Genomic DNA, 14,298 nt, shown 5'->3' on the forward strand with positions numbered 1-14,298 from the left:
TCAGGAGAACTCACACGCGAGACTGGCGTCGCCGTTGAGCACGGCGTGTACATGCCGTAGCTGTTCGCCACCGGCCATGGCGGCGAGCAACCGGTCGGCAACCAGCGGCATCAGGTGCAGGTCAAGCAGTTGGTCAATCAGTCGTGCGCCACGATCATTACGACTGCAACGCTCGACCAGGTGGTTCACAAGGTGCCCGCAATAACTGAAACCCAATTGACGACGATGCAGCCGCTCGCCCAGGCGGTCGAGTTTGACTTCCACCAGTTCACGTAACACCGGCCCGTTGAGCGGGTAGTACGGCACCACGCACATGCGCGCCAACAGCGCGGGTTTGAAATGTTGACTGAGTATTGGGCGAATGGACTCTTCAAGGCATTCGGCACTTGGTTTTGTACCGTTTTCGCACAACTCGTTGATGCGTTCGCTGCCCAGGTTCGACGTCATCAGGATCAGGGTGTTGCGAAAATCAATCTCCCGCCCTTCTCCGTCGTTGGCCAAGCCCTTGTCGAATATCTGGTAGAACAGATTCAACACATCCGGGTCGGCTTTTTCGACCTCATCGAGCAGCACCACTGAATAGGGCTTTTGCCGCACGGCTTCGGTGAGCATGCCGCCTTCGCCAAAACCGACGTAGCCCGGCGGCGCGCCAATCAGCCGGGAAACCGTATGTTTCTCCTGGAATTCGGCCATGTTGAGCGTGGTGATAAAACGATCACCGCCGTAGAGCAGGTCGGCCAGGGCATGCGCCGTCTCGGTCTTGCCGACGCCACTGGGCCCTACCAACAGAAACACGCCCACCGGAGCGTCGGGTTTGTTCAGGCCTGCGGCGGCGGCACGCATCGCGCGATCAAGCGCCCGCACAGCCGGCTCCTGACCACGAATACGAGCACGCAGGTCCGTAGCGAAACTGGCGACTTTCAAACTGTGCTCCCGCGCCAGTTGTGCCAGCGGTATACCGGTCCAGGCACTAATGACTTCGGCTACCAGTCGCGGGCAAACTTCGAAGCTGACCAGGCGCTCCTGGACTTGCGCAGCCACCAACGTGCCGTGTGTTTCATGCAACGCCGCTTCCAGTGCTTCGACGCTGAGGGGCTGATCCACCGAGGCTTCCCGTGCCTTGGCCAATTGCTGGCGAAGCGACAACAGGCGTTCCGCAAGAATACGTTGCTCGGCCCATTGGATTTCCAGCGTTCGGCGCTCGTCTTCGATGGCCTCCAGGCGCACCTCCAGCGCTTCCAGCGCCTGAAGATCAATCGATATGCCGGCCTGCGCATCACGACGAAGCGCTTGGCGCTGGCGCTCGCCTTCAGCCAACTCGCCGCGCAATCGCTCCAGGCTATGCGGCGCAGCGGCCAGGCTGATGCGCACGCGGGCGCAGGCAGTGTCCAACACATCCACAGCCTTGTCTGGCAACTGACGACCAGCCAGGTAGCGGGCCGACAATTGCGCCGCCGCGACCACCGCATCATCCCGCAGGTAAATGCCGTGACTGTTCTCGTAGACCCGGGCCAGACCACGCAGAATGGTCACTGCCTCACTGACGGTCGGCTCGTGCAATTGCACCGGTTGGAAACGACGGGCCAGGGCCGGGTCTTTTTCAAAATATTTTTTGTACTCGTTCCAGGTGGTAGCCGCGATAGTACGCAGCTCGCCCCGGGCCAAGGCCGGCTTGAGCAGGTTGGCCGCATCGGCGCCCCCGGCGTTGCCACCCGCGCCAATCAAGGTGTGAGCCTCATCGATGAACAGGATGATGGATTTTGGCGAAGCCTTGACCTCGTCGATCACCCCTTTGAGACGACGTTCGAATTCACCTTTTATGCTGGCGCCGGCCTGCAGGAGCCCCATATCCAGCGAAAGCAGCTCGACGCCTTCGAGTACTGACGGTACTTCTGCGGCGGCGATGCGCAACGCCAGGCCTTCGACGATGGCGGTCTTGCCCACGCCTGCCTCACCGACCACGATTGGATTGTTCTTGCGGCGACGAACGAGGATATCGATCATCTGCCTGATTTCACCGTCGCGACAAAGCACCGGGTCGAGTTGACCTTCACGAGCCTGCCGGGTCAGGTCATGGGTGAAGCGCGCCAGCAGGGAGTCGTCCGGCTTGGCGGAGTGATCGGCTACCGGGTGGGTCTGTTGCGACAAGGCGAAATCTTTCAACCGATCGACGTTCAGTCGGGTGAGCAGCGCCTGGTAAGCACTCCCTGCATAGCGAAGCGGGTTGCGCAGCAACGCCAGGATCAACGCGGCTTGTCCGACCTGGCTGCAGCCCAGCTCGAGATTGGCTACCAGCAGTGCATCCTGCAACCATTGCACCAGCTCCGGGGCGAATACCGGATTGCGCGAAGCGCTGTGCCCCATCCGTGGTTGCAGCGCAGCGCTCAGTTCACCTGCGCTTACCTGGGCATCTTGCAAGGCTCGCGCGAGCAGGCCCTGCGGACGTTCCAGCAAGCCCAGCATCAAGTCTTCCACCAGGACTTTGTCTGCCCCACGGGCGACGCATTGCTCGGCCGAGCGCGACAGATCGCTTCTGGTTTCGGCGTCCAACGCCTGGATCAGTTGCTGAAGGTCTACGTTGATCATGTCATTCATTCCTAATGAATTTTGCTGCCGAGGGTCACCACGCCATCGGCGCGCTCGTGCCCCAACCAACTGGTCCATCCCAGGCGGCAGATGTTCTGTTCTCCGATGCACAGCTCCCGAATGTCCTGCCGGCGCAGGACCAGGCGAATGTCATATTCGAGGGGATCACGCAGGGTGAAACGCACCAGTGAGCACAACGGCAGGTAACCGATGCCGATGGGCAGGAATTCGTGAAAACGCTGCCAGTCCAGTTCGCTGATATGGATCCGGAACTTGCCGCTGCGGTCGCGCACCTGTTCACCCAGCACCAGGTCTTGGCTCAGCAGGCTATTGGCGCTCCCCAGGCGATTGCGCTGTTCGCCAAGGATGTCCACACGCCGCTCGATGCACTGCTCAAGGTTCAGTTCGGCGTGCTTGAAGTAATAACGCAGCACGGCCTCGATCAGAGCTGCCGAATGAGCACGAAGACTCAGCAGGCCCAGATACGGCAGCAGACGCTTCCAGTTCAGTTGACTGGCCTTGCGAATGTCTTCGCCGCCCAGGCCGATCAGCGCAAACAACTGCTCGGAAAAAGGGTCTTTAGCACCGCTCTGAAAACTTGCGCAGTAACGATACTTGCGCCAGATCGGCAGCATCAGTCGTTGCAGGCGGTGGTGGAAGACGTCGAGGAAGTCGCGCGTCGGATTGCCCTCCTCCTCCCCCAGGGCCTGCTCACCATAGAACGCCGGTAGCGGCGACCCTGCCCCTACCAGGCTGATCAGGTTCATGCCCAGGCGCGCTCGCACCTGGCCGTTTTCTTCGAAAAACTCCACACGATCGATGTCGCTGGCGGGGAACCCCAGGCTTGGGTTGGCCTGGAACTCCAGCCGGTCATACAGCGCCTCATCATCCAGGTCAGGGTAAACCTCGCGCAGCCGATCAACGACCAACAACACGGCCTGAAATAGCGAGTACTCGCGTATCCCTCGCGTCAGCCCGTTTATAGAAGCGGCTGCTGGCCCATGCGGGGTGTCCATTGATAAACCTCTCCTTGTGTACTGTTCACCCGCAGTTCGTGGTACGAATTGAGGCTGGCATAAAGCGCGAAGAATTCGTTGAGTACCGAGGCGAAGACGAACAGGTCGCCCTCGCCGATGTAGCCCTGGGGGTCGATGGTCAATTCGGTGCGCAAGCCACGAACCGGCAAGCCTCGATGCAGGCGGTCGACATGCTGGTGCCTGATCGACTTGAGCCCATCCAGCAAACGCTTGCTGACCTTCTCTGTCTGCTCGTCGTAGTAGCGCGGAAAATCGTAGGTTTCGAGAATCACCTTGAGTGCATTGACGTCCGCCAGCGACAGGTAGTTGAGTGACATGTTGCTGATCAGCTTCCAGAGGAAATCGCGGTTGAGCGGGGGAGCGAAGCTCGAAGTGACCGGCCCGATGTTGCGGAAACTCAGCGACTCGGGGCTTTTTTCGCCCGGCTGGTCGATGTCACCCGGTTTGAGCTGGCGCGGCAGGTTCTGGTTGGTGCACATCAACTCGATCGACAGGGTTTCATGGGGGTGAGAGTGCCGGAAACCGAAGCCCAGGCAGGTGTCCAGGCCACCGTGCAGCAATGAAGGGCGCTGACGAACGCTGTAGTAGGGTCGGCTGTGGGGCACATCGAAGCTTGAATCGTGCTCGAAGGATTCGAACGGCACATAGGCCTGATAACCCAGGCCACCGGGGTTCCAACCAGTGACGCTTTCGACCGAGAACACGCCGCAGTGCTCCTGGGCATAATCGGCGGGCAGCAACAGGTATTCGTCCTGTTTGCTGTCCAGGCGGATTGGCTGGGCGTCATGCTTGAACAGATTGACGATCGGCGTGCAGTGAAGCTTTATGTTGTCCAGTGTCGGGCGCATCCGCTGGATACCGCTTTTGCCAATATCGAAGCGCAGCTCCAGACCCCGCATCTGTTCGACGCTGCTGCGCGGAGCAGCGTTGATCACGTCCAGGCCATTGACGTCGACGAACAGGAACTTGTCCTGGAAGGCGAAGTATTCCTGCAGGTAGCGATAGCCGCGAAAGGTATTCAGCGGATACGGGATCAGCGCTTCCTCTTCGGCAAACCCTACCGGCTGGACACGATCGGCTGGGACCCTGAACATCATAGGGCTGCCATCTGCAGCCCGCAGGGCCCCGCCGGTGCCGTCCAGCGGGATCAGCTCGATACCTTCAAGATTGCGCAAAAGGCTGAGGTAGAGCATCTGGCTGATGTAACGCTCGCCGGTCAAGTGCAGACGCAATTGGCTCAGTTGCAGTTCGCCCAAATGACCGTCGCAACACATCTCCAGGCGCAGGCTCAACAGCGACCCATCCCCTTTCACTGAATAACTCAACCTGGTCAGATCAAGCGCCAGCACCTCGGTGGGGTAACACGTCAGGAAACGGCAACGCACCTGCTGCACAGGCTTGCTTTCGACCGGCGTATCACGCTCCACCCGCAGTGCGGGGCCGGACCGCTGCAGTGGATCGAACTGCAAGATGCTGAAGGCCGGCAACGGCCGCATGTAGTTCGGCCACAACAGCTGCATCAGCGAATGGCTCAGCTCCGGCAATTGGTCATCGAGCTTCTGGCGCAGCCGCCCGGTCAGGAATGCAAACCCCTCCAGCAGCCGCTCCACATCCGGGTCCCGTCCGGCCTGCCCCAGAAAGGGAGCCAACGCCGGGTTACGCTCGGAGAAACGTCGACCCAGCTGGCGGAGCGCCGTCAGCTCGCTCTGGTAGTAATGATTGAACGACATGTATGGCTATCCTTGTCTGACCTTGACCTGACCGCTGCCGTCCAGGCACGCGGAAAAACTGACCTGTCGCCTGACCCCCTCCACATCCAGCAAAGCGTCGATGCTGAAGGACAGGCGAAGCGGATCGGCATGACTTGGTATTGAAACGACACAGACATTCCTGAGGCGTGGCTCGTAGGCCTTGATGAACGCCTCGATCGCTTTGCGGGCCTGGCTCCCTGCGTCGTGCAGGCTCAAGCGCATGTCATTGAGATCCGGTAGCCCATAATCGGATAGCGTCTGCACGCTACCCGCCCGGGTGCTGAGCATCTTGGCCAGATGCGCAGCCACCGATGTCACGACACACATCTCACGGCTCAAGCCCGCGCGCTTTTCTGAATCACCGGCCAGGCGCTCGAAAAGGCTGCCGTACGTCATGAGCGCGCCTACGCCTTGTCCAGCTTGCCAACCAACGACAGCGTGAAATCGGCCCCCATGTATTTGAAGTGAGGCCGTACGTTCAGGCCTACCCGATACCAACCCGGCTCACCTTCAACGTCGCTGACTATGATCTTCGCTGCGCGCAGCGGACGGCGGCCACGAACTTCGGCGCTCGGGTTCTCCTGGTCGGCCACGTACTGGCGGATCCAGTTGTTGAGCTCACGCTCCAGGTCTGTGCGCTCCTTCCATGACCCCAATTGCTCGCGCTGCAGAACCTTCAAGTAGTGAGCCAGTCGATTGACAATCATCATGTAAGGCAACTGAGTGCCAAGCTTGTAGTTCAGCTCCGCATGCTTGTCCTCGGCACCGTTACCAAAGAACTTCGGCTTCTGCACGGAACTGGCGGAGAAGAACGCGGCGTTGTCACTGCCTTTGCGCATGGTCAGGGAGATGAAGCCTTCCTCGGCCAATTCGTACTCACGTCGGTCGGACACCAGCACTTCGGTCGGGATCTTGGTTTCGATCTCACCCATGCTTTCGAAGTGGTGCAACGGCAGGTCTTCAACCGCGCCACCGCTTTGAGGACCAACGATATTCGGGCACCAGCGGAATTTGGCAAAGCTGTCGGTCAGCCTTGTACCGAACGCGTATGCCGTATTGCCCCACAGGTAGTGCTCGTGGCTATTGGCAACGGTTTCCTTGTAGACGAATGATTTGACCGGGTTCTCTTGCGGATCATAGGGGTTGCGCAACAGGAAGCGCGGTACGGTCAGACCAAAATAGCGAGCGTCTTCCGATTGGCGGAAGCTCTGCCATTTGGCGAATTGCGGACCTTCGAAGTGGTCCTTCAGGTCCTTGAGGTCTGGCAGGCCAGTAAAGCTTTCCAGGCCAAAGAATTTCGGACCGGCAGCAGCAATGAACGGCGCATGGGACATGCAGGCGACACTGGACACGTACTGCATCAACTTCACGTCCGGCGAGCTTGGCGACATGAAGTAGTTGGCGATGACCGCACCTACCGGCTGCCCGCCGAACTGACCGTATTCAGCGGTGTAGATATGCTTGTACAGGCCTGACTGCATGACTTCTGGCGAGTCCTCGAAGTCGTCCAGCAAATCGTCCTTGGAAACATTGAGCATTTCTATCTTGATGTTTTCGCGGAAGTCGGTGCGGTCAACCAGCAACTGCAAACCGCGCCATGCCGATTCCAAGGCCTGGAATTGTGGGTGGTGGAGGATTTCGTCCACCTGGCGACTGAGCTTGGCGTCGATCTCGGCGATCATGCGATCGACCATGGCCTTCTTGACCGGCTCGCCGCTGTTTTGCGGCTTGAGCAACTCTTCGATGAACGCAGACACGCCTCGCCTGGCAATGTCGTAGGCGTCATCGTCCGGGGTCAGGCGAGTCTGGGCGATGATGCTCTCAAGAATGCTGTAATCAGCGTTGTCCTGGCTTTGCTGCTGTACGGCATGGGTACTCATGTTTCGGCTTCCTTGGCTGAAAGAATCAAGCGTTCTTCGCTGTGGTGTTCAGGCCCAGCTCATCCAGTACGCGGCGGCGGGAATCGTCATTGCCGAGTACACCTTCGATGGCCTTGCGAAACGCCGGCGCGTTACCCAATGGCCCTTTGAGCGCCATCAGGGCGTCGCGCAACTCCATCAGTTTGCTGAGCTCCGGCACTTGCTCGACCAGGCTCGCCGGGGTGAAATCCTTCATCGAGTTCACACGCAGCTGTACTGCCAGCTCTTCAGTTTCGCTTTCTTCCTGAAGACGATTCGGTACGCTGAGGGTCAGGTTCAGCTCTTGCTTGGCCAACACCTCGTCGAAGGTCATCTTGTCGATGCCAATCGGTTTGCGATCCTCGATCTTGCGTTCATCCCTGCGGTGGGTGTAATCACCGATCGCCAATAGCTTCAAGGGCAGTTCAATTTCTTCCTGGGCACCGCCGGTGGCAGGTTTGAAGGTAACGTTGATGCGTTCCTTGGGGGCGATCGAGCCTTCTTTGGCCATGACTTTCTCCTTACAATTTTGGACCCGGAGGCCTATTCAATGACCCGTTCCAGGTCTAGGTGACACAACCTGCGATAGGTCTCGTCCTTGCACTCGCGTATGACGTGGTTCTGAGGCAATAACTCGCAGCAGCTGTGCAACAAATGCAGTACCTGTAACTCCAGGGTGGGCTCCCAGGTATTCAGGCCGGCGTGTTGCAGTGTCTGGTCGAGGACCTCGAGCTGGACTTTCGCGAGTTCGTATTTCCTCGCCGAGAAGCACAAGCGAGCCATCGCGAACCGCCAGAGGAAACACTCGCGTGCCCCAAGAGCGTTTTGCATGCCTTGCCTGAGTAACTGGACGGCGGGTTTGAGGCCATCCCTGGACAGGATCGAATGGGCCTCTTCCAGCGTCAGTTCCCAAGGCGCATCATTGTGGGTGGTATCGATTTCGGGTGCCGCGCCGGGGTTTTGCAGATGAGGCATAACCTGGGACGCGATCCACGCCCGCGTGGCGGGATCGGCGAACGGCGTACCGTCATGCCAGCGCAATTCGATAACCCCCGGCAGGCGCTGGATGAATAGCGCGAAATGGACCTCCACTTCACCCATGGCCAACTCGGCGTTCAATCCTTGCAGGCACTCCCAGGCAAGCCGCTGGCCATCGAGCCAGAACGGAGCCTTCGCCAGGCTGGCCTCGATCTCCACCAGCAGGTTCGCGTAATCGCCTTGGTGGAGACTGTCCTGATAAGCCTTGAGTTTGTCCGCCGGCAGTCCCCGCAACTGCGTGATCTGCTCGGCGTTGCGCTCGGGCATGGCGTCAATGGCCAGCCAGGTCAACGTACGATTCAGGCGCAGGGCCCGAACGTCGGTTGCTTTTTGCTTGAGCCACCAGATGCATAACGGCCCTGCGCTTTCCTGCTGGGCACGCAGAGACTTGTGAGCTTCTTTTTCGTTTTCGATCGGAGCGCCGGGCGTGAGCAGTTGGGTGGCAACTTGCTTCACCTGAGCCACTACCGTCCCAATGGCACCCGCCTGCGGCAGGTTGTCTGTGGCACGCTGGATCATCGTGTTGAGGCGCCGACACAACGGGAGTAGCAGAGGCGCATCATCACCCAAGTGGGCGGTGCAGGCGGTATCGAGACCTTCAAGTTGTTCTGTCAGATGGCGGAACAGCGGCAACTGCTCCTTGATCGCAACGTCATCGCCCAACGCCTGCTCCAGGCGAGGCACCAACCAATTGATGCTGGCGGCACGGGTTCGATTTTTGATCGGATGAATGTCAGGCCAATGGTTTTTACACAAGTGGTGCAAAAGACAGAGGCCGGCCAGCAGCCCTTGGAGAGATTCACGCTGATACAGCGCCCAAACCAGCCAGGCCGCCACTCGCAAGTCCTTCGACTGGGTACGCAACAGCGCTTCACTTCCTTCACGGATCTTCAGCCAGTCGACCTGGCCGCTTTCGTGCATCGACTGGGCTTTGCCCAGCTCGCTTTCCAACGCCTCGTATTCATTCGAAAAACGCACGTCCGCACCCGCAAAACCCTCTTTGGAGATGGGCGTTTTGGCGAGAGCCAGGTAATGGGCGGACAGTTTTCCGGAATACGACATTCACGACCCTGTTAAGAGAATTCAGTTTGTGAGATGGGCAGTTTTGGCGGCAGGGTTATTCAAGGTGAATATTCGGTTTTGCTTGTAGGAAGTTTCGCCAAATACAATCAAGGCATACCTAAAAACTCACACCGCCCCAACCAGCGGAACGCAGCGAAGAATGCCAAAGTTTTAAAAATAAAAAAGTAGGACCTTTCCTTTTTTCAAAAAAAACTACCCCTTCCGAAACTCCCAATGCCGATTCCTTCCTGTCAAGGTCGAACCACCATCGAGCCAACTAAAAAACACTTCAAATCATTTCATTCTCAGTTCCTACTTGCTGCGAAGAGAACTCTTACATCCTTTTCTTTTTTTGCGGCTCTCTGCGCGCACGCCCCTCAAGACTGCTTCAATGTGATCAGGAGTCAAAGCCAACGCCCAAGGACCCGCGAATGTTCCACACCCCTGATTTGCGCAAAATTTATCTCACAATTCCTGACCTCGAACATGACCTAAAAGTGTTGGCCTTCGAAGGCTGCGAAGCCATTAGCACACCTTATTCGTTTGATATCGAGCTCGTCAGCGAACAAAGCGATATGGATTTGGAATACTTGTTAAACCAGCAGGCATTTCTTGCATTCAACAAACAGGGAAGCGGTGTTCATGGGCTGATTTATCGTGTTGTACAAGGCGACACTGGCAAACGCTTGACGCATTACAAGATAAGACTGGTTCCACGATTGACTTACTTGGAACACCGCACCAACCAGCGTATTTTTCAACACGTCAGTGTTCCGCAGATCATTACATCGGTCCTCAAGGAGCACGGTATTCTCACTGACGCCCATTGCTTCCAGTTGAGTGCAAGTTATTCGCCTCGTGACTACTGCGTGCAGTATCGCGAATCCGACTTGCACTTCATCGAGCGCCTGTGTCACGAAGAAGGCCTGCATTATCACTTCCAGCACAGTGAGTCGGGCCATCACTTGGTATTTGGTGATGACCAGACTGTATTCCCCCGGCTTGAGCACCGCACTGCTTATAAACACGGCAGCGGCATGGTTGACGACGAGCCGGTTATCCATCGATTTGGCCTGCGACTGGAGACCCGGACCAGCCGCGTCACGCGCCGTGATTACGATTTCAAGAAGTCGACATTCCCACTGGAGAGCAGCTGCCAGCCCGGCGTCGAAAAGATCCAACCAGACTTGGAGGCCTATGATTATCCAGGCGACTTTACCCAGGAAAAACGCGGCAGGTTATTGAGCCGGCGAGCCCTGGAACGTCATCGTGTCGACTACCGCCAGGCCGAAGGAAAGAGTGATCAGCCGGCACTGACGACGGGGCACTTCCTGACATTGAGCGGGCACCCTCGTCAGGAATGGAATGATCTATGGCTCCTGACCGAAGTGCATCACGAAGGCAAACAGCCGCAGGTACTGGAGGAAATCACCCCCAGCGACACTGGCAGGGCTGAAGAGCACTTCAATCAGGGCTATCGCAATCACTTCGTTGCCACGCCTTGGGATGCGATCTTTCGTTCGCAACGGGTTTACCAAAAACCACGTGTATGGGGCAGCCAGACGGCAATCGTCACGGGGCCCAAGGGCGAAGAGATCCACTGCGACCCGTATGGCCGGGTCAAGGTCAGGTTTTTCTGGGATCGTGCGGGGCACCTCGACGACGGCAGCAGCTGTTGGTTGCGAGTCGCCTCCAATTGGGCGGGCAACAGCTACGGGGGCGTCACGATCCCGCGGGTGGGCATGGAGGTGTTGGTGACCTTCATGGAAGGCGATCCCGACAAGCCCCTGATCAGCGGATGTCTGACCAACAGCGCCAACGCTCGGCCCTACCCGCTGCCTGCGCACAAGACCCGCACCGTGTTTCGTTCTTGCAGCTCGCCGGGCAACAACGGCTTCAACGAGCTGCACCTGGAAGACCGCGCCGGTCAGGAGCTGATCTATCTGCGGGCCCAGCGTGACATGGAACAGAAGATCGAAAACGACAGCCGACTTGAGATTGGCAACGAGCGGCGGGAGACCATCAGGGGCAACAGCATCACCGTTCTGCACGCCGAGGAACATCGGACCACCGCCGCCGACCGTACCGTCCAGGTCGAAGGCAATGACTATCTACGCGTCGCCAACCGCCATACCCGTGTCGATCAGACACTGGCCGTCGAGGCCGGGCAGCAAATACAGATCAAGGCCGGCGCTCATGTGATCCTTGAAGCAGGTGCAACCCTCAGTTTGAAAGCCGGGGGCCAGCACATCCTGATCAACCACAGCGGTATCTACAGCAGCAGTGAAATCCAGCTCGGCGGCGCCCCCATGGCCGGTGCTACCGCCTCATCATTCACGCCTGGCTTGACCGATCCCTTGGCGGCTCCAGCCCCCGTGCTCGCCCCCACTCAACGCGCTCTGATAACGGCCAGCAAAGCAGCGGGATTGGACTTTTGTCCGATCTGCGAGGCCTGCCGCGAGGGTCTCTGCCCAATGGAAGTCGCCGCCGCATGACTCGCTCACTCCCCCATCAATGGTTGATCGAACAGCAACGCCTCGGCCACACCCTGTGTGTCGTTCTGGACTCAGAACATGAGCACCACACGCGCCAGGCATTGCTCAAGAACAGTCGTCCCGACCAGTACCTGAGCGTGTACGGCCAAACGCTGGTTGCTGACCTCGCTGACGTGGGGCCCTTTGTCTTCAGCTTCGATCGGCCCGGCGACGAACACATCAATGAATTGCTTAACCGGCCGGACAGCCACTGGGGATGGCTTGCCAGCCTTCCCAAAGGGGGCCTGCCAACGCTGGTGGAGCACTGGCGTGAACGACTGATCATCGGAGAGCGCCCCCATCAGGCGTTGTACCGCTTCCATGACAACCGTGTCCTGGCCCGCGCGCTCAAGCACCTGCCTGTTGAAGCCTATCCGGCCTATCTCGGGCCAGCGCTCAGTGTCTGCTATTGGCAGGGCACTTGTTGGGCAAGCACCTATAACCCCGCCCCTGGGGAATATTCGCTACCCGACTCGCCTCTTTGGCTGCAGGTGCCTGTTACCCCGCAGCAAGCGAAGCAGACTCGCTTCCTCAATGCCCGCCGCTTCCTGTTGGCAGAGCATGTCCAGGCCTTCGCCACACTGGCCGAGCAACAGGACCCGGATGCGTGGTTGCGCGTCACGCTCGACCAGGCCGAGGTCTGGCACTGGCAGGCGCCCGAGCAGTTGGAGTTTTTACTGACCCAGCGCCTGCAAGCACCCGCCCAGGTGCTGGCGCCGTACTGGCAAGTACGTTCAGCAGAAAGCCCCGACGAGCATTTTGAACGGGTGCGCCTGATGGCAGCGTTTTGGCAGGGAGATACGCCGTCATGAAACAGGCTTTGCGCATTGCAAGTTTGAGCGGCCTGGCGATAACCGCAGGTTGTGCCAACACACAGCCGAACACGTTTACTTTTACGGCAGATTTGCCGCCTGATTTTGCCTACCAGGCTGTTGCGGTGTACGTGCCCGCCAAAGGGCAGACCTGCACCGTACCGGGCGGCAGAAATACAGAGGTCGGGTACAACCTGGAATGGCGGAAAAGTTACCAGCCAAACTCAGAAATAGACTTGTACAGAACCGTCAGCGGCTGCCCGTTGGTGATCTATCGCGTCAAGCTGGAAATCAACTCGGCGTATGGTAAGGATTGGAGCGATATAAGTGGAGACTCCGCAGGTATCGCTATACGTGATGAATTAGAACCCCAATACAAGGGCATGTTCAGCGAAGCAGACGAAAGCGTCTTCTACGGCCAATGCCAGTGGTTGTTCCGCACTTCAGGCAAGCCCCGGATTCTCAGAAAAATCCTCGATTGCAAAAAAACCAACCCACAGGGCGAGCTTGGGCGTGGGCGTCCTTTCGCGGCGTACACCCTCGATCAACTACCGGGTAAGACCGTGAGGATGAAGATCAAGTTGGCCCGCGAGGAGAGACCCTACATGGGAGATACCTGGGTGAAGGTGCCTAACGGCTGGAAACGCTGCATGGGCGACAACTTTGAAGATCAATACGCATTTTGCTTTGGCAATTACAAAGACTTCAGCGGTTTTCAGATGCCAGACGGCCGGCAATGCACCATTTATCCAGGTTGTACGGAATAAGGCTCCTATCCCGTGACTACGTCCCACTCAAAGATATATGCGCTGTTGCGTAACGCAGGCTTGGGTTGCTCCATCGCGTTAATCGTTGGTTGCGCCAACAAACAAGCGAACACTTTTATCTTTACCGCTGATTTGCCGCCTGGCTTTGCCTACCAGGCCGTTGCGGTGTACGTGCCCGCCAAAGGGCAGACCTGCACCGTACTGGGCGGCAGAAATACAGAGGTCGGGTACAACCTGGAATGGCGCAAAAGTTACCAGCCGATCTCAGAAATAGACCTGTACAGAACCGTCAGCGGCTGCCCGTTGGTGATCTATCGCATCAAGCTCGAAATTAACTCGGCGTATGGGAGCGACTGGGGAGATATAAGCGGTGATTCCGCGGTCGTTGCCATACGCGATGAGTTGGAGCCGCGGTACAAGGGCGCTTTCAATGAATTGGATGAAAGTGTCTTTTATGGTCAGTGCCAGTGGTTGTTCCGTACTGCTGGGTCCAAACGACGCATCGTAAAAATCCTCGACTGCAAAAAAACCAACCCACAGGGCGAGCTTGGACGTGGACGCCCCTTCTCGGCGTACACCCTCGATCAGCTACCGGGTAAGACCGTAAGGATGAAGATCAAGTTGGCGGACGAGGAAAGACCCGCCATTGGAGACACTTGGGTGAAGGTGACTAACGGTTGGAAACGCTGCATGGGGGAAAACTTTGAAGATCAAGATGCGTACTGCTTCGGTAACTACAAGGACTTCAGCGGTTTCCAGATGCCGGACGGACAGAAATGCACCATTTACCCAGGTTGTATGGAATAAGGAGGT

General features: G+C 58.0%; 11 protein-coding genes. 4 read left to right on the forward strand and 7 right to left on the reverse strand.

All coding sequences use genetic code 11. The features are described 5' to 3' along the window. The 7 genes from tssH to tssA are packed head-to-tail and all read right to left on the reverse strand — an operon-like array spanning position 1 to position 9,372. On the reverse strand, positions 1-2,586 hold the full coding sequence (tssH, locus tag HU749_RS00445; protein WP_186649420.1) for a type VI secretion system ATPase TssH: 2,586 nt from the start codon (positions 2,584-2,586) through the stop codon (positions 1-3). Positions 2,587-2,597: 11 nt separating this feature from the next. After that, positions 2,598-3,602 (reverse strand): type VI secretion system baseplate subunit TssG, encoded by a 1,005-nt coding sequence (tssG, locus tag HU749_RS00450; protein WP_186649422.1) that lies wholly within the window; start codon positions 3,600-3,602, stop codon positions 2,598-2,600. Continuing rightward, positions 3,566-5,353 carry a type VI secretion system baseplate subunit TssF gene (gene tssF / locus HU749_RS00455; RefSeq protein ID WP_186649425.1) on the reverse strand — a complete coding sequence of 596 codons (1,788 nt, stop codon included), beginning with the start codon at positions 5,351-5,353 and terminating at the stop codon, positions 3,566-3,568. The genes tssG and tssF overlap by 37 nt, the downstream gene beginning before the upstream one ends. Positions 5,354-5,359: 6 nt before the next feature. Then, complete coding sequence (gene tssE / locus HU749_RS00460; protein WP_014340909.1) at positions 5,360-5,770, reverse strand: type VI secretion system baseplate subunit TssE; 411 nt, start codon at positions 5,768-5,770, stop codon at positions 5,360-5,362. An 8-nt stretch (positions 5,771-5,778) separates the two neighbouring features. Beyond that, a complete protein-coding gene (tssC, locus tag HU749_RS00465) occupies positions 5,779-7,254 on the reverse strand; it encodes a type VI secretion system contractile sheath large subunit (protein WP_046065847.1) in 1,476 nt (491 codons plus the stop codon). A gap of 25 nt (positions 7,255-7,279) precedes the next feature. Beyond that, positions 7,280-7,783: a type VI secretion system contractile sheath small subunit gene (gene tssB, locus HU749_RS00470; protein ID WP_046065848.1), complete on the reverse strand. Its 504-nt coding sequence runs from the start codon at positions 7,781-7,783 to the stop codon at positions 7,280-7,282. A 32-nt stretch (positions 7,784-7,815) separates the two neighbouring features. Next, on the reverse strand, positions 7,816-9,372 hold the full coding sequence (gene tssA / locus HU749_RS00475; protein WP_046065849.1) for a type VI secretion system protein TssA: 1,557 nt from the start codon (positions 9,370-9,372) through the stop codon (positions 7,816-7,818). A gap of 431 nt (positions 9,373-9,803) precedes the next feature. On the opposite strand from tssA, the gene HU749_RS00480 reads away from it, so the two are divergent. Genes HU749_RS00480 through HU749_RS00495 form a run of 4 tightly spaced genes read left to right on the forward strand, consistent with a single transcriptional unit; the run spans position 9,804 to position 14,292 of the window. Then, positions 9,804-11,867, forward strand: coding sequence for a type VI secretion system Vgr family protein (locus tag HU749_RS00480; protein WP_079303095.1), 2,064 nt, complete (start codon positions 9,804-9,806; stop codon positions 11,865-11,867). After that, positions 11,864-12,718 carry a DUF4123 domain-containing protein gene (locus tag HU749_RS00485; RefSeq protein ID WP_079303096.1) on the forward strand — a complete coding sequence of 285 codons (855 nt, stop codon included), beginning with the start codon at positions 11,864-11,866 and terminating at the stop codon, positions 12,716-12,718. Before HU749_RS00480 ends, HU749_RS00485 begins: the two co-directional genes overlap by 4 nt. Continuing rightward, a complete protein-coding gene (locus HU749_RS00490) occupies positions 12,715-13,485 on the forward strand; it encodes a hypothetical protein (RefSeq protein WP_079303097.1) in 771 nt (256 codons plus the stop codon). The genes HU749_RS00485 and HU749_RS00490 overlap by 4 nt, the downstream gene beginning before the upstream one ends. Positions 13,486-13,497: 12 nt before the next feature. After that, positions 13,498-14,292 carry a hypothetical protein gene (locus HU749_RS00495; protein ID WP_225919122.1) on the forward strand — a complete coding sequence of 265 codons (795 nt, stop codon included), beginning with the start codon at positions 13,498-13,500 and terminating at the stop codon, positions 14,290-14,292. Positions 14,293-14,298: the final 6 nt, after the last annotated feature.

The organism is Pseudomonas ogarae, from assembly GCF_014268695.2.
Lineage (GTDB): Bacteria > Pseudomonadota > Gammaproteobacteria > Pseudomonadales > Pseudomonadaceae > Aquipseudomonas > Aquipseudomonas kilonensis.

Excerpts from the sequence above, each read along its gene's own strand:
- tssH (WP_186649420.1), bottom strand. The coding sequence starts at position 2,586 with ATGATCAACGTAGACCTTCAGCAACTGATCCAGGCGTTGGACGCCGAA.
- tssG (WP_186649422.1), bottom strand. The coding sequence starts at position 3,602 with ATGGACACCCCGCATGGGCCAGCAGCCGCTTCTATAAACGGGCTGACG.
- tssF (WP_186649425.1), bottom strand. The coding sequence starts at position 5,353 with ATGTCGTTCAATCATTACTACCAGAGCGAGCTGACGGCGCTCCGCCAG.
- tssE (WP_014340909.1), bottom strand. The coding sequence starts at position 5,770 with ATGACGTACGGCAGCCTTTTCGAGCGCCTGGCCGGTGATTCAGAAAAG.
- tssC (WP_046065847.1), bottom strand. The coding sequence starts at position 7,254 with ATGAGTACCCATGCCGTACAGCAGCAAAGCCAGGACAACGCTGATTAC.
- tssB (WP_046065848.1), bottom strand. The coding sequence starts at position 7,783 with ATGGCCAAAGAAGGCTCGATCGCCCCCAAGGAACGCATCAACGTTACC.
- tssA (WP_046065849.1), bottom strand. The coding sequence starts at position 9,372 with ATGTCGTATTCCGGAAAACTGTCCGCCCATTACCTGGCTCTCGCCAAA.
- HU749_RS00480 (WP_079303095.1), top strand. The coding sequence starts at position 9,804 with ATGTTCCACACCCCTGATTTGCGCAAAATTTATCTCACAATTCCTGAC.
- HU749_RS00485 (WP_079303096.1), top strand. The coding sequence starts at position 11,864 with ATGACTCGCTCACTCCCCCATCAATGGTTGATCGAACAGCAACGCCTC.
- HU749_RS00490 (WP_079303097.1), top strand. The coding sequence starts at position 12,715 with ATGAAACAGGCTTTGCGCATTGCAAGTTTGAGCGGCCTGGCGATAACC.